Annotated in this window: 31 protein-coding genes; all 31 read left to right on the forward strand. The window is 36.3% G+C overall.

Annotated elements, in window-relative coordinates; all coding sequences use genetic code 11:
- Position 1 precedes the first annotated feature (1 nt).
- The 31 genes from rpsC (at position 2) to PXC01_RS07555 (ending at position 21,563) form a co-directional block, all read left to right on the forward strand.
- Positions 2–718: a 30S ribosomal protein S3 gene (rpsC, locus tag PXC01_RS07405; RefSeq protein WP_027064823.1), complete on the forward strand. Its 717-nt coding sequence runs from the start codon at positions 2–4 to the stop codon at positions 716–718.
- Positions 719–738: 20 nt separating this feature from the next.
- Positions 739–1,167: a 50S ribosomal protein L16 gene (gene rplP, locus PXC01_RS07410; RefSeq protein ID WP_036152144.1), complete on the forward strand. Its 429-nt coding sequence runs from the start codon at positions 739–741 to the stop codon at positions 1,165–1,167.
- Between the two features lie 12 nt (positions 1,168–1,179).
- Positions 1,180–1,371, forward strand: a complete 192-nt coding sequence (gene rpmC / locus PXC01_RS07415; RefSeq protein ID WP_036152146.1) for a 50S ribosomal protein L29 — start codon at positions 1,180–1,182, stop codon at positions 1,369–1,371.
- Positions 1,372–1,383: 12 nt separating this feature from the next.
- The gene (rpsQ, locus tag PXC01_RS07420) at positions 1,384–1,641 is read left to right on the forward strand and encodes a 30S ribosomal protein S17 (RefSeq protein ID WP_027064820.1); all 258 of its coding nucleotides are present in this window, start codon (positions 1,384–1,386) and stop codon (positions 1,639–1,641) included.
- Positions 1,642–1,644: 3 nt separating this feature from the next.
- Complete coding sequence (gene rplN, locus PXC01_RS07425) at positions 1,645–2,013, forward strand: 50S ribosomal protein L14 (protein WP_027064819.1); 369 nt, start codon at positions 1,645–1,647, stop codon at positions 2,011–2,013.
- Between the two features lie 13 nt (positions 2,014–2,026).
- A complete protein-coding gene (rplX, locus tag PXC01_RS07430; RefSeq protein WP_276471665.1) occupies positions 2,027–2,341 on the forward strand; it encodes a 50S ribosomal protein L24 in 315 nt (104 codons plus the stop codon).
- Between the two features lie 2 nt (positions 2,342–2,343).
- Positions 2,344–2,895, forward strand: a complete 552-nt coding sequence (gene rplE / locus PXC01_RS07435) for a 50S ribosomal protein L5 (RefSeq protein ID WP_276471666.1) — start codon at positions 2,344–2,346, stop codon at positions 2,893–2,895.
- Position 2,896: 1 nt separating this feature from the next.
- Positions 2,897–3,166, forward strand: coding sequence for a 30S ribosomal protein S14 (rpsN, locus tag PXC01_RS07440; RefSeq protein WP_276471667.1), 270 nt, complete (start codon positions 2,897–2,899; stop codon positions 3,164–3,166).
- 66 nt (positions 3,167–3,232) lie between these two features.
- A complete protein-coding gene (rpsH, locus tag PXC01_RS07445) occupies positions 3,233–3,631 on the forward strand; it encodes a 30S ribosomal protein S8 (RefSeq protein ID WP_076547392.1) in 399 nt (132 codons plus the stop codon).
- Positions 3,632–3,650: 19 nt separating this feature from the next.
- Complete coding sequence (rplF, locus tag PXC01_RS07450; RefSeq protein ID WP_276471668.1) at positions 3,651–4,193, forward strand: 50S ribosomal protein L6; 543 nt, start codon at positions 3,651–3,653, stop codon at positions 4,191–4,193.
- A 12-nt stretch (positions 4,194–4,205) separates the two neighbouring features.
- A complete protein-coding gene (gene rplR, locus PXC01_RS07455; RefSeq protein ID WP_058103818.1) occupies positions 4,206–4,562 on the forward strand; it encodes a 50S ribosomal protein L18 in 357 nt (118 codons plus the stop codon).
- Between the two features lie 9 nt (positions 4,563–4,571).
- Positions 4,572–5,096 (forward strand): 30S ribosomal protein S5, encoded by a 525-nt coding sequence (rpsE, locus tag PXC01_RS07460; RefSeq protein ID WP_058103817.1) that lies wholly within the window; start codon positions 4,572–4,574, stop codon positions 5,094–5,096.
- Positions 5,097–5,106: 10 nt separating this feature from the next.
- Positions 5,107–5,286, forward strand: a complete 180-nt coding sequence (rpmD, locus tag PXC01_RS07465) for a 50S ribosomal protein L30 (protein WP_027064811.1) — start codon at positions 5,107–5,109, stop codon at positions 5,284–5,286.
- Between the two features lie 12 nt (positions 5,287–5,298).
- On the forward strand, positions 5,299–5,751 hold the full coding sequence (rplO, locus tag PXC01_RS07470; RefSeq protein ID WP_276471669.1) for a 50S ribosomal protein L15: 453 nt from the start codon (positions 5,299–5,301) through the stop codon (positions 5,749–5,751).
- Positions 5,752–5,765: 14 nt separating this feature from the next.
- A complete protein-coding gene (secY, locus tag PXC01_RS07475) occupies positions 5,766–7,109 on the forward strand; it encodes a preprotein translocase subunit SecY (protein WP_036152165.1) in 1,344 nt (447 codons plus the stop codon).
- A 3-nt stretch (positions 7,110–7,112) separates the two neighbouring features.
- Entirely contained in the window at positions 7,113–7,328 is a 216-nt protein-coding gene (gene infA / locus PXC01_RS07480; protein WP_013305172.1) for a translation initiation factor IF-1, read from the forward strand.
- A gap of 8 nt (positions 7,329–7,336) precedes the next feature.
- Positions 7,337–7,453, forward strand: a complete 117-nt coding sequence (ykgO, locus tag PXC01_RS07485; RefSeq protein ID WP_013305171.1) for a type B 50S ribosomal protein L36 — start codon at positions 7,337–7,339, stop codon at positions 7,451–7,453.
- Between the two features lie 2 nt (positions 7,454–7,455).
- A complete protein-coding gene (rpsM, locus tag PXC01_RS07490; protein ID WP_133672059.1) occupies positions 7,456–7,830 on the forward strand; it encodes a 30S ribosomal protein S13 in 375 nt (124 codons plus the stop codon).
- A 9-nt stretch (positions 7,831–7,839) separates the two neighbouring features.
- The gene (gene rpsK / locus PXC01_RS07495) at positions 7,840–8,232 is read left to right on the forward strand and encodes a 30S ribosomal protein S11 (protein WP_036152169.1); all 393 of its coding nucleotides are present in this window, start codon (positions 7,840–7,842) and stop codon (positions 8,230–8,232) included.
- An 87-nt stretch (positions 8,233–8,319) separates the two neighbouring features.
- Positions 8,320–8,925: a 30S ribosomal protein S4 gene (gene rpsD / locus PXC01_RS07500; RefSeq protein ID WP_276471670.1), complete on the forward strand. Its 606-nt coding sequence runs from the start codon at positions 8,320–8,322 to the stop codon at positions 8,923–8,925.
- 17 nt (positions 8,926–8,942) lie between these two features.
- The gene (locus PXC01_RS07505) at positions 8,943–9,935 is read left to right on the forward strand and encodes a DNA-directed RNA polymerase subunit alpha (RefSeq protein WP_276471671.1); all 993 of its coding nucleotides are present in this window, start codon (positions 8,943–8,945) and stop codon (positions 9,933–9,935) included.
- 59 nt (positions 9,936–9,994) lie between these two features.
- Positions 9,995–10,528 carry a 50S ribosomal protein L17 gene (gene rplQ / locus PXC01_RS07510; RefSeq protein ID WP_276471672.1) on the forward strand — a complete coding sequence of 178 codons (534 nt, stop codon included), beginning with the start codon at positions 9,995–9,997 and terminating at the stop codon, positions 10,526–10,528.
- A 95-nt stretch (positions 10,529–10,623) separates the two neighbouring features.
- Positions 10,624–11,751, forward strand: a complete 1,128-nt coding sequence (gene carA / locus PXC01_RS07515) for a glutamine-hydrolyzing carbamoyl-phosphate synthase small subunit (protein WP_276471673.1) — start codon at positions 10,624–10,626, stop codon at positions 11,749–11,751.
- Positions 11,752–11,855: 104 nt separating this feature from the next.
- Positions 11,856–13,148: a phosphopyruvate hydratase gene (eno, locus tag PXC01_RS07520; RefSeq protein WP_276471674.1), complete on the forward strand. Its 1,293-nt coding sequence runs from the start codon at positions 11,856–11,858 to the stop codon at positions 13,146–13,148.
- Positions 13,149–13,266: 118 nt separating this feature from the next.
- Complete coding sequence (locus PXC01_RS07525; RefSeq protein WP_276471675.1) at positions 13,267–14,802, forward strand: glycogen synthase; 1,536 nt, start codon at positions 13,267–13,269, stop codon at positions 14,800–14,802.
- A 114-nt stretch (positions 14,803–14,916) separates the two neighbouring features.
- On the forward strand, positions 14,917–16,203 hold the full coding sequence (locus tag PXC01_RS07530) for a citrate synthase (RefSeq protein WP_276471676.1): 1,287 nt from the start codon (positions 14,917–14,919) through the stop codon (positions 16,201–16,203).
- Positions 16,204–16,297: 94 nt separating this feature from the next.
- Entirely contained in the window at positions 16,298–17,212 is a 915-nt protein-coding gene (locus tag PXC01_RS07535; protein ID WP_276471677.1) for a dimethylarginine dimethylaminohydrolase family protein, read from the forward strand.
- 35 nt (positions 17,213–17,247) lie between these two features.
- Positions 17,248–18,177, forward strand: a complete 930-nt coding sequence (gene ctlX / locus PXC01_RS07540) for a citrulline utilization hydrolase CtlX (protein ID WP_276471678.1) — start codon at positions 17,248–17,250, stop codon at positions 18,175–18,177.
- A 105-nt stretch (positions 18,178–18,282) separates the two neighbouring features.
- Positions 18,283–18,885 (forward strand): hypothetical protein, encoded by a 603-nt coding sequence (locus tag PXC01_RS07545; RefSeq protein ID WP_276471679.1) that lies wholly within the window; start codon positions 18,283–18,285, stop codon positions 18,883–18,885.
- Between the two features lie 8 nt (positions 18,886–18,893).
- Entirely contained in the window at positions 18,894–19,385 is a 492-nt protein-coding gene (locus PXC01_RS07550; RefSeq protein ID WP_276471680.1) for a (2Fe-2S)-binding protein, read from the forward strand.
- 3 nt (positions 19,386–19,388) lie between these two features.
- A complete protein-coding gene (locus PXC01_RS07555) occupies positions 19,389–21,563 on the forward strand; it encodes a xanthine dehydrogenase family protein molybdopterin-binding subunit (RefSeq protein ID WP_276471681.1) in 2,175 nt (724 codons plus the stop codon).
- The last annotated feature ends 3 nt before the right edge of the window (positions 21,564–21,566 follow it).

Below are 21,566 nucleotides of genomic sequence, written 5' to 3' on the forward strand. Positions count from 1 at the left end.
AATGGGACAGAAAACAAATCCAATAGGAAATCGTCTAGGAATCATTAGAGGTTGGGAATCTAACTGGTATGGTGGTAACGATTACGGAGATAAATTGGCTGAGGATGATAAAATACGTAAGTATATTCATGCAAGACTTTCTAAGGCTAGTGTTTCAAGAGTTATAATTGAACGTACTCTTAAGTTGATCACTGTTACTGTAACTACTGCAAGACCTGGTATTATTATCGGTAAAGGTGGTCAGGAAGTTGATAAGTTGAAAGAGGAGTTGAAAAAAATCACTAATAAGGAGGTTCAGATCAACATTTTTGAAATAAAGAGACCAGAGCTTGATGCTAATTTAGTAGCGGCAAGTGTTGCTCGTCAAATTGAAAGTAGAATTTCTTTTAGAAGAGCTATAAAAATGGCAATCGCTGCAGCAATGCGTATGAATGCCGAAGGAATAAAGATTCAAATCTCTGGTAGATTAAACGGTGCTGAAATGGCTCGTTCCGAATCTTATAAAGATGGTAGAATTCCATTATCTACCTTTAGAGCGGATATTGATTATGCTTTACAGGAAGCTCAAACTACGTATGGTAAACTTGGTATAAAAGTTTGGATTATGAAGGGTGAGGTATATGGTAAAAGAGATTTATCCCCGTTAGTAGGAATGCAAAAAGATTCTTCTAAGGGTGGTAAGCAAGAAGGTGGAAGAAAACAACGTCGTAGAAAGTAATTTTTTAAAGAACTAAAGTAATGTTACAACCGAAAAGAACGAAGTTCCGTAAGATGCAGAAAGGCCGTATGAAAGGTCTTGCTGGAAGAGGACACCAACTTTCAAATGGTATGTTCGGTATAAAAAATGTTGATGATGCTGCATTTTTAACTTCACGCCAAATAGAAGCTGCGCGTATCGCTGCTACTAGATTTATGAAAAGAGAAGGTCAATTGTGGATTAAAATATTTCCGGATAAGCCTATTACCAAAAAGCCATTAGAAGTACGTATGGGTAAAGGTAAAGGTGCTCCAGAATATTTTGTAGCTGTGGTTAAACCTGGTAGAATTATGTTCGAAGTGGCCGGAGTTCCTATGGAAGTAGCAAAAGAAGCTTTAAGATTAGCGGCTCAGAAACTTCCTGTAAAAACAAAATTCATTGTAGCTCGTGATTACGAGGCTGGAAATTAAACGTAAGTAATAATGAAAAAACAAGAGATTAAAGAAATGTCTGTGGAAGGACTTACGGAGAAATTGGCCGAGTACAAGAAGCAGCATGCAGATTTGAAAATGGCACATTTTGTAACTCCGTTAGAAAATCCGCTTCAGATTAGAAAAGTAAGGAGAACGGTAGCGAGATTAGCTACTGAATTAACTAATAGGGAGAACCAATAACTGGTGGGCTTTATGGAGAAAAGAAATTTAAGAAAGGAAAGAGTAGGAGTTGTCACTAGTAATAAAATGGAGAAATCTATTGTTATTGCGGAAGTGAAAAGAGTAAAACATCCTATGTACGGTAAATTCGTTTTGAAGACAAAGAAATATGTTGCGCATGACGAAAAGAACGATTGTAACATTGGTGATACTGTAAAGATCATGGAAACTAGACCTATGAGTAAAACCAAATGTTGGAGATTAGTAGAAATCTTAGAAAGAGCTAAATAAGTTATGTTACAGCAAGAATCTAGACTAAAAGTAGCGGATAACACAGGGGCAAAGGAAGTTTTAACTATCCGTGTTCTTGGTGGTACCAAAAGAAGGTATGCTTCAATAGGTGACAAAATTGTTGTTACTGTAAAAGAGGCAACTCCAAACGGAGGTATCAAGAAAGGTGCGGTTTCAACTGCTGTTGTAGTTCGTACAAAGAAAGAGGTTAGAAGACCAGATGGGTCTTATATCAGATTTGATGATAACGCTTGTGTGTTATTGAATCCTGCCGGAGAAATGAGAGGAACTCGTGTTTTTGGACCTGTAGCAAGAGAGCTTAGGGATAAGCAGTTCATGAAGATTGTATCATTGGCCCCAGAGGTATTATAATATAACGGACAAGATGAAAAAGTTAAAAATCAAAACAGGAGATACGGTAAGAATTACTGCTGGTGATCATAAAGGTACCGAAGGTAAAGTTTTACGCGTTAATCTTGAGAAAAATAAAGCCATCGTAGAAGGTGCCAATATGGTATCTAAACATGAGAAGCCAAGTGCTAAGAATCCTCAAGGTGGTATTGTAAAAAAAGAAGCTTTAATCCATATTTCTAACTTGGCCTTGATCGACAGTAAAACTGGCGAAGTAACAAGAGTAGGTTATGAGATGAGGGATGGTAAAAAAGTTAGGGTTTCCAAAAAATCCAATGAAGTAATTTAGTTATGGCATACGTTGCAAGATTAAAGAAAGAGTATAAGGAGCGAATTGTTGCTGCCCTTACCGAAGAGTTTGGTTACAGTAATGTAATGCAGGTTCCTAAGTTAGAAAAAATAGTAATGAGTAGAGGTGTAGGAGCTGCTGTTGCTGACAAAAAACTTATTGACCATGCAATTGATGAAATGACAATGATAACTGGTCAAAAGGCCGTTGCTACCATGTCAAAGAAAGATGTTGCTGCCTTTAAGTTAAGAAAAGGTATGCCTATTGGTGCAAAAGTTACACTAAGAGGTGAGCGCATGTATGAGTTTTTGGATCGTTTGGTTACTTCTGCTTTACCACGAGTTAGGGATTTTCAAGGTATCAAAGCTACCGGTTTTGATGGTCGTGGAAATTACAACCTAGGTGTAACAGAGCAAATTATATTTCCAGAAGTTAATATTGATAAGATCAATAGAATAAATGGTATGGATATTACATTTGTAACATCTGCAAATACGGATAAAGAAGCGAAATCATTATTAACAGAATTAGGTTTACCTTTTAAAAAGAATTAGTATGGCTAAGGAATCAATGAAAGCCCGTGAAAGAAAAAGGGAAAAGACTGTAGCAAATTTTGCTGAGAAACGTAAAGCTTTGAAAGAAGCTGGAGATTACGAAGCACTACAAAGATTACCTAAAAATGCATCTCCGGTACGTTTGCATAACAGATGTAAATTAACTGGAAGACCTAAAGGTTACATGAGAACTTTTGGTATTTCAAGAGTAAAATTCAGAGAGATGGCTAACGCTGGTTTAATACCAGGGGTTAAGAAAGCTAGCTGGTAAGTAAAGAATTATTAATGGATTCAGGTTTGGTGAAATTGCCAAAAACCGTTTCCGAATTATATTTATATGGTAACAGATACTATTGCAGATTACCTAACGAGAGTTAGAAACGCGAGTAGAGCGGGACATAGGGTTGTTGAAATCCCTGCGTCGAATCTAAAGAAAGAAATTACTAAAATATTATTCGATCAAGGATATATTTTAAGTTACAAGTTCGAAGAAAGTAAAGTTCAGGGTTCTATTAAAATAGCCTTGAAATATGATAAGCTTACAAAAGAACCTGTTATCAAGAAAATACAGCGTATTAGTAAGCCTGGTCTTAGAAAATATGCAGGAAGCGAAGATTTGCCTCGTGTATTGAATGGTTTAGGTATTGCAATCGTTTCTACATCTCATGGTGTAATGACTAGCAAGCAGGCAAAGGCAGAGAAAGTTGGTGGTGAAGTTTTATGCTACGTTTATTAATTGATAAAAGATTTAGAAAATGTCTAGAATAGGTAATAATCCAGTCGCAATTCCTGAAGGGGTTACAGTTGAAATCAACGACAACATCATTTCTGTGAAAGGAAAGTTAGGTGAGTTGACTCAAGAGTTCTCGGGAGTATCGATAAAAGTAGAAGACGGACAGGTTTTTGTAACAAGGCCTTCTGATTCGAAGGAGCATAAAGCAAAGCATGGTCTTTATAGATCACTTATCACCAATATGGTAGAAGGTGTTTCTAAAGGATGGACCAAAGAATTAGAACTAGTTGGTGTAGGTTATAGAGCAAGTAATCAAGGACAAAAACTTGATTTGGCTTTAGGTTTTTCACACAACATTGTTTTTGACTTGGCACCAGAGGTAAAAGTTGAGACTATATCAGAAAAGGGTAAGAATCCTATCGTAAAGCTGACTTCATATGATAAACAATTAGTTGGTCATATAGCAGCGAAAATCAGATCTTTTCGTAAGCCAGAGCCATACAAAGGGAAAGGTATCAAGTTTGTAGGTGAAATATTAAGAAGAAAAGCTGGTAAGTCAGCTTAATAATAGGATATTATGGGATTATCAAAAACACAAAGAAAATTAAGAATCCGTCGTAGAATTCGTAAGGTTTCTTCTGGAACTGCAGCTAGACCAAGGTTATCTGTATTCAGAAGTAATAGCGAAATTTACGCTCAAGTTATAGACGACGTTAAAGGAGTCACTTTGGTATCTGCTTCTTCAAGAGATAAGGATATTGCAAAAGTAAAAGGAAATAAAACCGAGATTGCTGCTTTGGTTGGTAAAACAATCGCTGAGAAATCTGTAAAAGCTGGTTTGGATAAAGTAGCTTTTGATAGAGGGGGTAATTTGTATCATGGTAGAGTTAAGTCTCTGGCTGAAGGTGCAAGAGAAGCAGGTCTAAAATTCTAATATACTAGTATGTTCCAAAAATATAAAAACGTAGAAACTGTTAAGCCAGGTGGTTTAGATTTAAAAGATAAATTAGTTGGTATTCAACGTGTAACTAAGGTAACAAAAGGTGGTAGAGCATTCGGTTTTTCTGCAATTGTTGTTGTAGGTGATGAAAATGGTGTTGTAGGTCACGGTTTAGGTAAATCTAAGGAAGTTGCTACTGCAATTGCTAAAGCAATTGAAGATGGTAAAAAGAATTTAGTACGTATACCTTTGAACAAGGGTACTTTGCCGCATGAGCAAAAAGGTAAATTCGGTGGGGCTAGAGTATATATTCAGCCTGCATCTCATGGTACCGGTGTAATTGCCGGTGGTGCCGTAAGATCGGTACTTGAATCGGTTGGTGTTCATGATGTATTGTCTAAGTCTCAAGGGTCTTCAAACCCGCATAATGTTGTGAAAGCTACTTTTGATGCTTTATTGCAACTTAGAGATGCAAAAACCATTGCAACACAAAGAGGTGTTTCTTTAGAAAAAGTATTTAAAGGCTAAGAGGAAAATTATGGCAAAGATTAAAGTTACACAGGTAAAAAGTGGAATTAAGAAACCTCAAAATCAAAAAAGAACTTTAGAGGCTCTTGGTTTAAAAAGAATTGGTCAGGTAGTAGAGCATGATGATACTCCTAACATTCTTGGAATGATAAATAAAGTTAAACATTTAGTTTCTACAGAGGAAGCTTAAATATAGGATAAAATGGGTTTACATAGTCTACAGCCTGCAGAAGGTTCAGTTAATAGAGACGGAAAACGCCTTGGAAGAGGTCAGGGTTCTGGTAAAGGAGGAACTGCTGCAAGAGGTCATAAAGGAGCAAAATCAAGATCTGGTTATTCTAAGAAAATTGGTTTTGAAGGTGGTCAAATGCCTTTGCAACGTCGTGTACCTAAGTTTGGTTTTACGAATATCAATCGTAAAAATTACCAAGGTATCAACTTAGAGAAGTTACAGGAGCTTGTTGATAATAAAGTTATTGCCAACGAGGTAACTTTGGACATTTTAATTGAGAATGGTTTAGTTGGTAAAAATGATTTAGTGAAAATTTTAGGAAATGGCGAGTTGAAGGCTACTCTTAAAGTTTCAGTACATAAATTTACAGCATCTGCCAAAGCAGCAATTGAAGCAGCAGGTGGTGAAGCAATAAGTTTGTAAGCATAAACGAGAGCATGAAGAATTTTATTGATACAATATCCAATATTTGGAAAATAGAAGAGCTAAGAAATAGAATTCTTATTACTTTAGGTCTTTTGTTGGTTTATCGTTTTGGTTGTCAAATCGTACTTCCAGGTATAGATTCAACGCAGCTAGGTGGTTTAACGGATAGTACTGACCAAGGTATATTTGGTCTTTTAAATGCATTTACAGGAGGAGCTTTTGCTAACGCTTCTGTTTTTGCATTAGGTATCATGCCATACATATCTGCATCTATCGTAGTCCAGTTGATGGGTATTGCAATTCCTTATCTTCAGAAGTTGCAAAAGGAAGGGGAGAGTGGTCGTAAGACCATTAATCAAATTACTAGATGGTTGACTATTGGTATTTGTATTGTTCAAGCTCCAGCCTATTTGTATGGTTTAGAGGCTTTCGGTGTTAGGGATAGTGCTTTTTTATTAGGGAAAGGACTTGATTTTATGGTGCCGGCCGTGATTATTTTGGTTACCGGTACTGTATTTGCCATGTGGTTAGGTGAGAAAATTACCGATAAAGGTATTGGTAACGGTATTTCGTTATTAATAATGATCGGTATTATTGCTACAATGCCACAGTCCTTTGTTCAAGAATTTATTTCAAGAACAACTAATAATAATGGTGGACTAATGTTTATATTGATTGAGGTGATTGTTTGGTTCTTGGTAATATTGGCCTGTATTCTTTTAGTTATGGCTACAAGACAAATTCCTGTTCAATATGCAAGAAGAACTGCTTCTGGCGGTTATGAGAAAAACATTATGGGTTCTAGACAGTACATACCTTTAAAGTTAAACGCTTCTGGAGTTATGCCAATAATTTTCGCACAGGCAATTATGTTTGTACCGGGAATGATAGGTGGAGCTTTTGATGATACTTCATTTGGACAATGGATGCAGGTTCAGTTCAGTGATATTTTTGGATGGGCTTATAATTTATTGTTTGCAATCTTGATTATAATATTTACATATTTCTATACTGCAATTACAGTCCCTACCAATAAGATGGCAGATGACCTAAAAAGAAGCGGTGGTTTTATTCCCGGAATACGTCCCGGAAAAGAAACTGGAGATTATTTAGATAAGATTATGTCTTTAATAACGTTACCTGGATCTATTTTCTTAGCTTTGCTGGCTATTTTACCGGCGATAGTGGTAAAATTGATGGATGTTCAAGCTGGATGGGCGTTATTTTATGGTGGTACCTCTCTTTTAATTATGGTTGGTGTCGCTATTGATACAGTGCAACAGGTAAATTCATATTTGTTGAATAGACATTATGATGGTTTAATGAAAACCGGTAAAAATAGAAAAGTAGCATAATTTATGGCTAAGCAGGCAGCAATAGAACAAGATGGATCTATTATCGAGGCATTATCAAATGCAATGTTTCGTGTAGAATTGGAAAATGGACATGTGGTAACAGCACATATATCAGGTAAGATGCGTATGCACTATATTAAGCTTTTACCTGGAGACAAGGTTAAATTGGAGATGAGTCCTTATGACCTTACTAAAGCAAGAATTACATATAGATACTAAGATACAAGATGAAAGTAAGAGCATCAGTTAAGAAGAGAAGTGCCGACTGCAAGATTGTTCGCAGAAAAGGCAGGTTGTACGTAATCAACAAAAAGAATCCTAGATTTAAACAAAGACAAGGGTAGTTATGGCAAGAATCGCAGGTATAGATATACCAAAACAAAAAAGAGGTGTAATCGCCTTAACCTATATTTTCGGAATTGGAAGAAGTAGGTCACAAGAAATATTAAGTAAAGCCCAAGTTAGCGAAGATACTAAGGTTTCTGATTGGAATGATGATGAAATAGGTCGTATCAGGGAAGCTGTTTCTGAATTTGTAATTGAAGGTGAATTACGTTCAGAGACTCAGTTGAACATTAAGCGTTTAATGGATATTGGCTGTTATAGAGGAATTCGTCACAGGTCAGGTTTGCCTTTAAGAGGTCAACGAACCAAGAATAATTCTAGAACTAGAAAAGGAAAGCGTAAAACAGTTGCTAACAAGAAGAAAGCAACTAAATAATAATTAGGTATGGCAAAGGCAAATACTAAAGTTACCAAGAAACGTAAAGTTATAGTAGATTCTGTTGGAGAGGCTCATATTAGTGCTTCTTTTAACAACATCATTATCTCTTTAACAAATAAAAAGGGAGATGTTATTTCTTGGTCATCTGCCGGTAAATTAGGTTTTAGAGGTTCTAAGAAAAATACACCTTATGCTGCACAGGTTGCTGCAGAAGATTGTTCTAAAGTTGCTCACGAAGCAGGTTTAAGAAAAGTTAAGGTATATGTAAAAGGTCCTGGTAATGGAAGAGAATCAGCAATAAGATCTTTACATAATGCCGGTATCGAAGTAACGGAAATCATTGATGTTACTCCAATGCCGCATAACGGATGTAGACCTCCAAAAAGAAGAAGAGTTTAATTAACTAGTAATATTTCACCGAAAGTGTAATTACGATTATCGAAGGATAAGCCTTAATTCATAATCTCACTTTCTAATTTAAAGAAAATGGCAAGATATACAGGACCAAAATCAAAAATCGCTCGTAAGTTTGGCGAAGCAATTTTCGGAGATGATAAATCTTTCGAAAAAAAGAATTACCCTCCAGGACAACACGGTAATAACAGAAGAAGAGGAAAGAAATCCGAATATTCTGTTCAGTTGATGGAAAAGCAAAAAGCTAAATATACCTATGGTATTTTAGAGAAGCAGTTTAGAAACCTTTTCCAGACTGCAAAGAGAAAAGAAGGTGTTGCAGGTGAAATTTTACTTCAATTATGTGAGTCTCGTTTAGATAACGTGGTTTATAGAATGGGTATTTCTCCAACAAGAAGTGGTGCAAGACAATTAGTATCTCATAGACACATTACGGTAAATGGAGAGTTGGTAAACATACCTTCTTATTCATTGAAAGCAGGAGATGTTGTTGGTGTTAGGGAGAAATCTAAATCATTACAAAGTATACAAGATTCATTAGCTGCCAGTAGTGCAGTCTATGAGTGGATTTCTTGGAACAGTGAAAAGAAAGAAGGTACTTATGTTACCGTTCCTGAAAGATTACAGATTCCAGAAAATATCAAAGAACAATTAATCGTGGAGTTATACTCTAAATAAACAATACCGATCCAATTATGGCATTATTTAATTTTCAGAAACCCGATAAAGTAATAATGATCGATTCCTCTGATTTCGAAGGTAAATTCGAATTTCGCCCTTTGGAACCTGGTTATGGATTAACTGTTGGGAATGCATTAAGACGAGTATTGCTTTCTTCTTTAGAAGGTCATGCAATTACTTCGGTTAGGATTGATAAGGTAGAGCATGAGTTTTCTACCATACCTGGCGTTGTTGAAGATGTAACAGAGATTATATTAAACTTGAAACAAGTTCGTTTCAAAAAGCAAATAGAAGATTCAGAAGCTGAAGTCGTTTCAATTTCTGTTAGCGGTAAGAACCAATTAACTGCCGGTGATTTTCAAAAGTTTATTTCTGGTTATCAAGTGTTGAATCCAGATTTAGTGCTTTGTAATATGGATGACAAAGTTAGCATCAATATGGAAATTACTATTGAAAAAGGCAGAGGTTATGTTCCTGCAGAGGAAAATAAAAAATCTGGCGCACCATTAGGTACTATTGCTGTAGATTCTATTTTTACACCTATTAAAAACGTAAAGTATAGTATAGAAAATTTTCGTGTAGAGCAAAAGACGGATTATGAAAAGTTAGTCTTTGAAATATCTTCTGATGGATCAATACATCCAAAAGATGCTTTAACGGAAGCTGCAAAAGTTCTTATTCATCACTTCATGTTATTCTCTGACGAGCGTATTACATTAGAAGCTGATGAAATTGCTCAAACTGAGACTTATGATGAAGAGTCTTTACACATGAGACAGTTATTAAAAACTAAATTAGTGGACATGGATCTTTCTGTTCGTGCTCTAAACTGTTTAAAAGCGGCTGAAGTTGATACTTTAGGTGATTTAGTTTCTTTTAATAAGAATGATTTAATGAAGTTCAGAAACTTCGGTAAGAAATCTTTGACTGAACTTGAAGAGCTTGTAATTAACAAGGGTTTAAGTTTTGGTATGGATTTATCAAAATATAAATTAGATAAAGATTAATTAATCATATTTTGCTCCTCGGTCTAACGAGTTTGGTAGCAAGATGATAAAATAAAAACATGAGACACGGTAAAAAAATTAACCACTTAGGTAGAAAAACTGCCCATAGAAAGGCAATGTTAGCTAACATGGCTTGTTCTTTGATCGAGCATAAAAGAATTAACACTACAGTTGCTAAAGCTAAAGCTTTAAAACAATTTGTAGAGCCTTTGATCACTAAGTCAAAAGCTGAAAATAATGTTAGTGCTGAGAAAGGTACGCACAACAGACGTATCGTTTTTAAAAACCTACGTGATAAGAACGCTGTTACAGAATTGTTCAGTGTAGTATCTGAAAAGGTTGCAGATAGACCAGGTGGTTATACTAGAATTATAAAATTAGGTAATCGTTTAGGTGATAACGCTGATATGGCAATGATAGAATTGGTTGATTTCAACGAATTGTACAACGCTGGCAAACCTAAGAAGAAATCTACAAGAAGAAGTAGAAGATCAAGTGGAAGCGATGCTGCTGCCGTTTCTTCTGAGAAAGAAACCAAAGTAGAAGAAGCTCAAACTGAAACAGAAGCTAAGACAGATGATTCTAAGGAATAAAATTGTCAATAAATATTAATAATGAAAAGGGATAAGCTTTCTGGCTTATCCCTTTTTTTATGTTTTTTTGTGAACGAATAAATTATAAGACTAAAATGAAATATCAGGCAAAGAGAAAAGCTATTATATTACTTGCAGATGGTACTATCTTTTATGGAAAATCTGTGGGAGATAAGGAAGGTACCGCTTTTGGAGAAGTATGTTTCAATACCGGAATGACAGGATATCAAGAGATATTTACCGACCCTTCTTATTTTGGGCAAATTATGGTTACCACTAATGCTCATATAGGTAATTATGGAGTTAATGCAGAGGAAGTAGAATCAGAATCCATAAAGATTTCTGGATTAGTTTGTAGAAATTTCAGTTATGAATATTCAAGGCCTTTGGCAGATGATAGTTTGCAAGGTTTTTTAGAAAAAAATGAGTTGTTTGCCATTTCTGATGTAGATACGCGTGCCTTAGTTAGCTACATAAGGGATAACGGGGCAATGAATGCCGTAATTTCTACTGACGTTGAGAATATTGAGGAATTGAAAAATCGCCTTAAGGAGGTGCCTAGTATGGAAGGTTTGGAGCTTGCATCTAAAGTTTCAACTAAAGAACCCTATTTTGTTGGTGATGAGAATGCAACTTTTAAAATTGCTGCACTGGATATAGGTATTAAGAAAAACATACTAAGAAACCTTGTGAAGCGTGGAGCATATGTTAAGGTGTTTCCTTACAATAGTAGCTTTGAAGAAATGTCTTCTTGGAATCCGGATGCTTTTTTTATTTCAAATGGACCTGGTGATCCGGAACCATTGGTGGATGCCATTGCCGCAGTTAAAAAAATGATTCAAACTGATAAACCTTTATTTGGTATTTGTCTAGGGCATCAAGTTTTGGCATTGGCAAACGGGGTCTCTACTTATAAAATGCATAATGGGCATAGGGGAATAAATCACCCTATTTTAAACCTACTAACAGGAAAAGGAGAAATTACTTCTCAAAATCATGGTTTTGCAATAAATAGGGAAGAAACGGAAGCCAACGATAATTTGGAAATTACGCATACACACCTTAATGATCAAACTGTAGCTGGTATTCGTATGAAAAATAAAGATGTGTTTTCAGTTCAATATCATCCAGAGGCAAGTCCAGGACCACATGATGCTGACTATCTTTTTGATGATTTTTTTAAATTAATTGAGAAAAGTGCAAAACATAACGAAATAGTTTAAATAAACATTAAATTATTGGGAAATCTAATGTGTAAATAAACCCATTGATTTTCCCGTTTCGTATCTTTACTTTTTCAAACAAACAACAAATAAAAAGATTAAAAATGAGTATTATTTTAAATGTTCACGCAAGACAGATATTGGATTCTAGAGGTAATCCTACTGTTGAAGTAGATGTAGTTACAGAAAATGGTGTAATGGGTAGAGCGGCGGTTCCTTCTGGTGCTTCTACTGGTGAGCATGAAGCTGTTGAGTTACGTGATGGAGGTGAAACTTTCATGGGCAAAGGTGTCATGAAAGCTGTAGATAATGTAAATAGTGTTATTGCTGAAGAAATTTTAGGAATGAGCGTGTTCGATCAAAACCTATTAGATCAAACTATGATAGATTTAGATGGTACGCCTAATAAATCTAAATTAGGAGCTAACGCAATATTAGGGGTTTCTCTTGCTGCTGCCAAGGCTGCTGCAAACGAATTGGGACTTTCACTTTTTAGATATATTGGTGGTGTTAGCGCAAATACGCTACCGGTACCAATGATGAACATTATAAACGGTGGTTCTCATTCAGATGCACCTATCGCATTCCAAGAATTTATGGTTATGCCTGTTAAGGCAAAAAGTTTTTCGCACGCCATGCAAATGGGGACGGAAATTTTCCATAATCTTAAAAAGGTTTTACATGACCGTGGACTTAGTACCGCAGTAGGTGATGAAGGTGGTTTTGCACCAAACCTTGCCGGTGGTACTGAAGATGCTTTGGATACTATTGCAAAAGCTGTCAAAAACGCGGGTTATACCTTAGGTGATGATGTTATGATCGCATTGGATTGTGCTGCGGCAGAATTTTTTGTGGATGGTAAATATGACTATACTAAATTTGAAGGTGAATCTGGTGTAATTAGAACATCTGAAGAGCAGGCACAGTATTTGGCCGATCTAAGCGCCAAGTATCCTATTATCTCTATTGAGGACGGTATGGATGAGAATGATTGGGATGGTTGGAAATCCTTGACTGACAAAATTGGTGATAAGGTTCAATTAGTTGGTGATGATTTATTCGTAACCAATGTAGAGCGTTTATCTACAGGTATAGAAAAAGGTATTGCAAATTCAATTTTGATAAAAGTAAATCAAATTGGTACCTTGACAGAGACAATTGCAGCTGTTAATATGGCAAAGAATGCGGGTTATACTTCAGTAATGTCACACCGTTCCGGTGAAACGGAAGATAATACTATAGCAGATTTAGCGGTTGCCTTAAATACAGGTCAAATAAAAACTGGTTCAGCTTCAAGATCTGACCGTATGGCCAAGTATAACCAACTACTTCGTATTGAGGAAGAATTAGGAAGTACGGCTTACTACCCTCAAGAAAAGGCTTTTAAATTAGGTTAATTTTTAAGAATAATAATTAATTAAGCCTTTCTTTCTAGAAAGGCTTTTTTTTTGGCATACTTCAAAACTTTAACTACCTTTTGAGAATAAATCAATATTAATCTCTCTTTGTTAGCGTATGAATAATTTTCTTTTTGTTTCCGCAGAGAATGACGCCATTCCTGATTGTAAAGCTGGTGGAATGGGTGACGTTGTCAGGGATGTTCCTAGGGAAATATCAAAGCGAGATGATAGGGTTCATGTAGTTGTGCCTTCTTATTCTAGACTACATAAAAACGGGATCTTTAAAACAAAACTTGAATTTAGTCTTAGGGGTGTACCATATTCTGCCGAATTATATGAAGTTATTCCAAAGAGAGTAGATAAGAATATAACACATTATGTTATACATCATCCTGAAATTACAGAAGGAGGTATAGCGCATATTTATCATGATGATCCAACAGAGCCTTTTTTTAATGATTTTATAAAGTTCATTATATTTTGTACCGCTACGGCCGAGGCTATTAAAATAAAGGCATTTGGTGATTTGGATATTGTGCATATGCACGATTGGCATTCTGCGGCGCTTTTGTTTATAAAAAGATATCATCCGCAGTACCAAGATTTGAAAAAGGTTAGATATGTATACACTATCCACAATTTAGCGATACAAGGGATACGTCCTTTTTATAACAATTACGCATCTGTCAACAATTGGTTTCCTGAAATTCAATTGGATCACAGGACTTTGATGGATCCTCGCTACCAAGATTGCATTAATTTAATGGCTGTTGGCATTCGTTTTGCCGATGCGGTACATACAGTTTCACCATCTTACAAAGAAGATGTTCTTTTGCCTAGTAGAAGACCGGAGTTTATAGGAGGAGAAAGTTTAGAACAGGATTTGATCAATGCAAACAATGAAGGTAGACTTTTTGGCATTTTAAATGCAAGTAACTATGGCAATATTAGAGAAGCGGAAAAGGGATTGTTATATAGAAATACGGTAAAGGCAATTTTTAGATGGCTTCAAGAAAACTCAAAAAAATATAAAGCTGATTTTCTTGCCCATACCGGTGAAAAAATTATGCAGTTGGTGGACAATAGACCAAAATTTATTGTGTCTAGTGTGGCTAGGCTTACGGAACAAAAATTTTATTTTTTAAAACGATCTCCGGAAGCTTTTGAGAAAATGCTCTCAAGATTAAATGATATAGATGGCATATTCATATTATTGGGTACAGGTGACCCAGATTACGAAGAGTTTTTTCGTCATATGAGTTATCATCATAAAAATTTCGTATTCACGAATGGGCAATCTGAAGATTTAATAGACTCTATGTATTTAGAGACAGATTTATATTTTATGCCTAGTTTGTTTGAGCCATGCGGTATTAGCCAAATGTTGGCAATGAGAAATGGTAATCCATGTTTGGTACATCATACAGGCGGTCTTAAAGATACCGTGGAACATTTAAAAACAGGCTTTGCTTTTAGCGGTGACACCTATGATGAGCAAATTACCAATATGGTTAAGAGTTTTGATGAAGCCTTGACTATTTGGGAAAATGATAAAACTACTTGGAAAAAAATTAAGGCCAACGCTAAAAAAGTTCGTTTCACTTGGGAAAAATCATTAGATGCCTATTACGAGTCATTATATCTGTTGTAATGAAAGCCTTTCATAGTACTTATTGTTAATTTTACCCAAAACAGATTTGTGAAATTGGTAGACCAATCCTGTTTTGTTAACTTTACGAGAAGTATATAAAACGTAAAAATAAAAATGTCAGACAAAGCTATTTTAGAATATAATGGTGAAAAATTCGAGTTTCCTATTATTAAAGGAACCGAAAATGAACTTGCAATAGATATCAAATCATTGCGTTCGGTAACCAAAGGAATTATAACTATTGATCCAGGTTATAAAAACACAGGATCGTGTGAAAGTGCAATTACTTTTTTAGATGGCGAGAAAGGTATTTTACGTTACAGAGGGTACTCAATAGAAGAATTAGCTGAGAAAGCGGATTTCTTGGAAGTTGCTTATGCATTAATATTTGGAAATTTACCAAATAAAGAAGAGCTGTCTAAATTTCATAAGGATATTAAAGACGAATCTCATGTAGATGAAGAAATGAAAAAGATATTGGATGGTTTTCCAAAATCTGCTCACCCAATGGGTGTTCTGTCATCGTTAACCAGTGCGTTGATTGCATTTAACCCATCTACGGTAGATGTAAGTTCAGATGAAGATATGTACCATGCCATTGTACGTATTTTAGCGAAATTCCCAGTTCTTGTAGCTTGGACTTTGCGTAAAAAGAAAGGACTTCCTTTAGATTATGGAGATGATAGTTTAGGCTATGTAGAGAACATTCATAAAATGATGTTCAAGCGTCCTAACCAAGATTATAAACAAAACAAGGTTGTCATAGAGGCATTGGACAAATTATTGATTTTGCATGCGGATCATGAGCAAAACTGTTCTACTAGTACAGTTCGTATCGTTGGGTCTTCACATGCCGGTTTGTTCGCATCTTTATCTGCCGGTATTTCTGCTCTTTGGGGACCATTGCACGGTGGTGCCAACCAAGCGGTATTAGAAATGCTTGAGGCTATTGAAGCTGATGGTGGCGATACTAAAAAGTATATGGCTAAAGCTAAGGATAAATCTGACCCGTTCAGATTAATGGGCTTCGGTCATAGAGTATACAAAAACTTTGATCCCCGTGCCAAAATTATTAAAGTTGCTGCAGATGAGGTGTTAGCTGATCTAGGAATAGATGATCCTATTTTGGATATTGCAAAAGGCCTGGAAAAAGAAGCGCTTGAAGATCAGTATTTTGTAGATAGAAAATTATACCCGAATGTGGATTTCTATTCAGGTATTATATATAGAGCTTTAGGTATACCAACAGAAATGTTTACGGTAATGTTCGCTCTTGGTAGATTGCCAGGGTGGATCGCTCAGTGGAGAGAAATGAGGTTGAACGGTGAACCTATCGGTAGGCCAAGACAAGTTTATGTTGGTGAAAATTTAAGACCTTTTGTCGAACTTGATAAAAGGTAGATTGCTACCGTTAATAAAAAAACAAAAAGCTCTTTTAATTTTTAAAGGGGCTTTTTTTTTGTGCCAGTTTTAATTCAGATTTAAATAAATACAAATGTTACAGTTAAATATTAACGACGAAATTTCACCTTTGAAAGCCGTTGTTTTAGGAATAGCCAAAAGTTCTGGACCAACACCAACTTTGGAAGAGGCTTATGATCCAAAATCTGCAGAACATATTAAAGCGGGTACATACCCCGTTGAAGCTGATATGATTGCAGAAATGGAAGCTTTTAGAAAGGTTTTTGAGAAGTATGATGTTAAGGTCTTTAGACCTGAAGTTCTTGAAGATTGTAATCAAATATTTACTAGGGATATAGCTTTTGTAATAGAAGATAAATTAATAAAAGCCAATATACTGCCTGATCGAGAACAAGAGGTTGAGGCAATATTACATGTTTTGGATAAAATTGATGACAATAATATATTAACTCCGCCAGAAGATGTTCATGTTGAAGGAGGTGATGTAATGCCTTGGAACGATTATATTTTTGTAGGTACCTATACCGCAAAAGATTATCGTTCTTTTATTACAGCAAGAACAAATAAGGCAGCTGTTGATTACTTGAAAAAACAATTTCCGCATAAAACGGTTAAATCATTCGAACTTAGAAAATCTAACACAGTAGCTAAAGAGAATGCGCTGCATTTAGATTGTTGTTTTCAGCCTTTGGGTAACGGAAAAGCTATTATACATAAAAACGGGTTCTTGATAGAGGAAGAGTACCAGTGGCTGGTTGATTTTTTTGGTAAGGAAAATATTTTTGAGATAGATGCAAATGAAATGTACCATATGTATAGTAATGTTTTTTCTATATCGCCAGATGTAGTCGTTTCTGAAAAAAACTTTACACGTTTAAACAATTGGTTGCGAGAGCAAGGCTTTACGGTAGAGGAAATACCGTACGCAGAAATATCAAAACAAGAAGGGTTGTTGCGTTGTAGTACATTACCCTTGATCAGATCATAATTCATAAAACAACAAACAATTTAATTAGTACCCCTATGCAAATAACAAATACAATATTGATGATCCGCCCGGTATCCTTTAGGATGAACGAGCAGACCGCTGTGAACAACTACTTCATGGAAGATATTGATATGAAGAATCAAGAAATAAACAAGAAAGCCCAAGAGGAGTTTGATGCTTTTGTATCCGTATTAAAAGATAAAGGAGTTAATGTTATAGTAGTTCAAGATACCAAAGAGCCAGATACACCAGATAGTATTTTTCCCAATAACTGGATTTCTTTCCATGCCAACGGTACGGTAGGTGTATACCCAATGTTTGCAGAAAATAGAAGAAATGAAAGAAGAGAAGATGTTTTTGAGATATTGGAAGAGAACGGTTTTAAAATTAATGATGTTATAGATTATACTTCTGCCGAAGATGAAGAACTGTATCTTGAGGGTACTGGTAGTATATTATTGGATAGGGTAAACAAAAAAGCATATTGCGCACTCTCTGAACGGGCGGATGAAGATTTGTTCATTGAATTTTGTGAAGATTTTGATTTCTTTCCGGTTATATTTACGGCTAACCAGTCTGTAGACGGTAAAAGATTGCCCATCTACCACACCAATGTAATGATGGCTCTGGCGGAAAATTTTGTAGTTATATGTGCAGATACCATTGATGACAAGAAAGAACGTAAAAATGTGTTGGACCATCTTAAAAAAGATGGAAAGGAAGTAATCGCTATTACCGAACAACAAATGCATCATTTTGCAGGAAATATGCTTCAAGTACTAGGTAGCGATGATAAAAGATATATGGTTATGAGTTCTGCTGCTTATCATAGTTTACGACCAGAGCAAGTTGCGCAAATTGAGAATCACTGTGGTATACTGCACAGTTCTTTACATACTATTGAAACTTGTGGAGGTGGTAGTGCCCGCTGTATGATGGCAGAAGTGTTTCTTCCAAAGAACTAAATTGAATAGTTACCCTGTTGAAATTATATATTTTAATGGGGTAACTTTTTTGTAAAGTATTCGCTATCTTCATAGGGGTTAGGTGTTTTACATATTTATATCACTATGAAGTCAAAACCATTTTGCGTTGTTTTAGTATTATCTGTCTTCGGCTATCTGTTCGTTTGGGCAAATACGCCCAAGATTTCTAAATACGGACCGGTAGAGCTAACATCTAAAAGTTCTAACCAAGATTATGATAAGATGATGGATGTACTTACCCATCAACGTTGTATGAATTGTCATCCTAGTGATGATATTCCTAAGCAGGGAGATGAAAGTCATCCTCATTATTTTGGTATGGCCAGGGGAGAAGATGATCATGGTTTTGAAGCTACTAATTGTAACACCTGTCATCAATCAGAAAATAATTTAAATTCTGGAGTTCCCGGTGCACCACATTGGGCATTGGCTCCGGCTTCCATGGCTTGGGAAGGACTGACAAGGAAGGAAATTGCAGAACGATTGTTGGATATGACCATGAATGGCAATAGAAGTCATGAAGATCTAGTTAAACACATGACAGAGGATGATCTTGTACTTTGGGCATGGGAACCAGGTATAGATGCCAATGGTAAGCAACGATCTTTACCACCTGTTTCTAAAGAAGAATTTAAGGAGGCGGTTGAAAATTGGTTTGCCAACGGGGCAATAATCCCATCTAAATAATAAATTTTATGGAAATTTCTATGACTGTTAACGGTATGCATAAAACCGTTTCTATAGCAGATGAAAACACCCCTTTACTATGGGTCGTAAGAGACACTTTAGGTTTAAAGGGAACTAAATTTGGCTGTGGAAAGGCAGCGTGTGGCGCTTGTACCTTGCATGTAGATGGTGAAGCGGTGCGTTCATGCTCTTATCCGGTAAAATTTGCGGAAGGTAAAGATGTGACTACTATTGAAGGTTTAGGAGATAGAGAAAATCCGCATCCAGTTCAACAAGCTTGGATAGATGAAGTTGTGCCTCAATGTGGCTATTGCCAGCCTGGTTTTATGATGGCTACAGCTGCCCTTTTAAATAAAGTGTCCAAACCTACCGATGAGGATATTGATAATAATATTATAAATGTATGTCGATGTGGTACCTATTATCGAATGCGAAAAGCTATACATAAAGCTGCAGAGTTGCATTCGAAGAAAGAAATTTATGAATCTAAAGAGTTATAATAGATGGCTGATAAAGGAAATGATTCAAAAAAAACTTCTAGACGTAAATTCTTGATTAAAGGTGGTTTGGGAACTGTTGGTGTAGTTGCAATTGGTGCATACATTTTTAGGAATCCAATTCGTAGAGAATTATTAGGATTTGCAAATTCACTTGAAGCTCCTTACACGGATAATACCGATAAACCCATGATGTGGTTTGAAGTGACCAAGATCAACGAAATTCTGTTGCATTCTCCTAAAATGGAAATGGGGCAGGGGACATTTACTGGAATTGCCCAAATGGCCGCAGATGAACTGTCGGTTTCCATGGATCAGATAAAGGTTGTCCATGCCGCTTCATCTACCGGTAATGTTGATAGCTTTGCAACAGGCGGTAGTACTTCAATTTCAGGATTATGGGAACCTTTAAGGGAACTCGCTGCCATGCTTAGGGTTATGCTTATAAAGGAAGCTGCTCGTAAGATGAATGTCGGTATTGATGAACTTTCAGTAGAAAACGGTATCATATCGGCTAAGGGAAAAAGTTTAACGTATGCACTTGCGGCAGAGGGTGTTGAAAATTGGGAGATACCTGATGTTCCTGCTTTGAAAGATATAAAAGATTATAAATTTATAGGTAAGCCGGTGCCGAGGGTAGATTTGGATGCTAAGGTATATGGCAATCCCATTTTTGGGATGGATGCAGAAATGCCGGGAATGCTCTACGGTGCAGTTGTAAGGCCTTCAAAAATTGGGTCAACTTTTGTAAGCGCGGATATCTCGGCAGCAGAGCACATGCCGGGTGTAGTAAAAATAATAGTTGAAGATGATTTTGTTGGCGTAGTCGCCAATTCTATGATGGAAGCTGAGCATGCCAAAAATGCCATAAACGTTACATGGGGAAACTATGGGGATTTAGATACTGCAGCCATTAAAAATATGATGACCGTTGGTAACGGTAATTCTACCACCATACAGAAAAATGGTAATGCTTTTGGTGAGGATGATGATTTTGAAATATTAGAATTTAGAAGTCCTATTGGGGCACATGCGCAAATTGAACCTAATGGTGTTGTGGCTTCTGTAGATGGTGACAGCGCTACCATAAAAATTTCAACACAAGTTGTAAGTATAACTAGAAAAGAAGTTGCAAAACGCTTAGGTTTAGATACCGAAAAAGTGAATATTGTGCCTACTTATCTAGGTGGTGGTTTTGGTAGAAGGTTGCATACGCCACATGCTGTACAGGCAGCTGTAATGTCTAAAGCTGTAGGTAAACCTGTGAAATATTTTTTTAGTAGAAAAGAGGAGTTTCAGCATGATATGTTTCGCCCGCCAACACATCATATTATTAAGGGGAAATTAAACAGTGAAGGTTTTTTAGATACGCTGGAACATGAGTTTGTAAGTGGTGATGTGGCTACAGATTCAGCTTTAATACCCAATTTTTTGACTAACTTTTTAGGGGCAGATGTAGGCGCTATTCGTGGCGGATTTATTCAATACACTGCTATTCCTAACTTTAGGGCGGTTTATTGGCATGTAGTTTTGCCTTTTGCAACTAGTTGGTGGCGTAGTTTAGGTTTATTGGCCAACACTTTTGCTATGGAAAGCTTTATAGATGAAATGGCAATTAAGGCAAAAAAGAATGCTGTAGAATTTAGAATAGGCCAAATTGGCGAGTCGCCTATTGATGTTAGGTTAAAAAATGTAATTAAAGCAGCAGCTAAAAAAGCAAATTATCATGAAGAAGTCATAAATGGCCGTGCAATGGGCTTTGCTGCTTCCATAGATGCTAATACACCTTGCGCCCAAGTAGCCGAGGTCTCTATTGTAGATAATGAAATAGTTGTACATAAGGTAACCGTAGCTATGGATCCAGGTTTGGCGGTAAATCCGGATCAAATACGTGCACAATGCGAAGGTTGTGTGATCATGGGGATAAGTGCAGTGCTCTATGAAGAAATGTTTGTAGAAAATGGAGAATTGACCCCGACCATTTACGGTCCATATCAAATGGCTTTAATGAAAAACGCCCCTAAAGAAATTGATGTGGTTCTACTACAGGGTAAAGATACGCCTGGTGCGGTAGGGGAGCCACCTCTAGGACCAATTGGTGCAGCAATAGCAAATGCTGTTAGACGCTTAACTGGAGAAAGATTAACGGAGTTGCCCTTAAAATTATCTAAGACGGTTTAAGGT

The organism is Maribacter huludaoensis, from assembly GCF_029350945.1.
Taxonomy (GTDB): domain Bacteria; phylum Bacteroidota; class Bacteroidia; order Flavobacteriales; family Flavobacteriaceae; genus Maribacter; species Maribacter huludaoensis.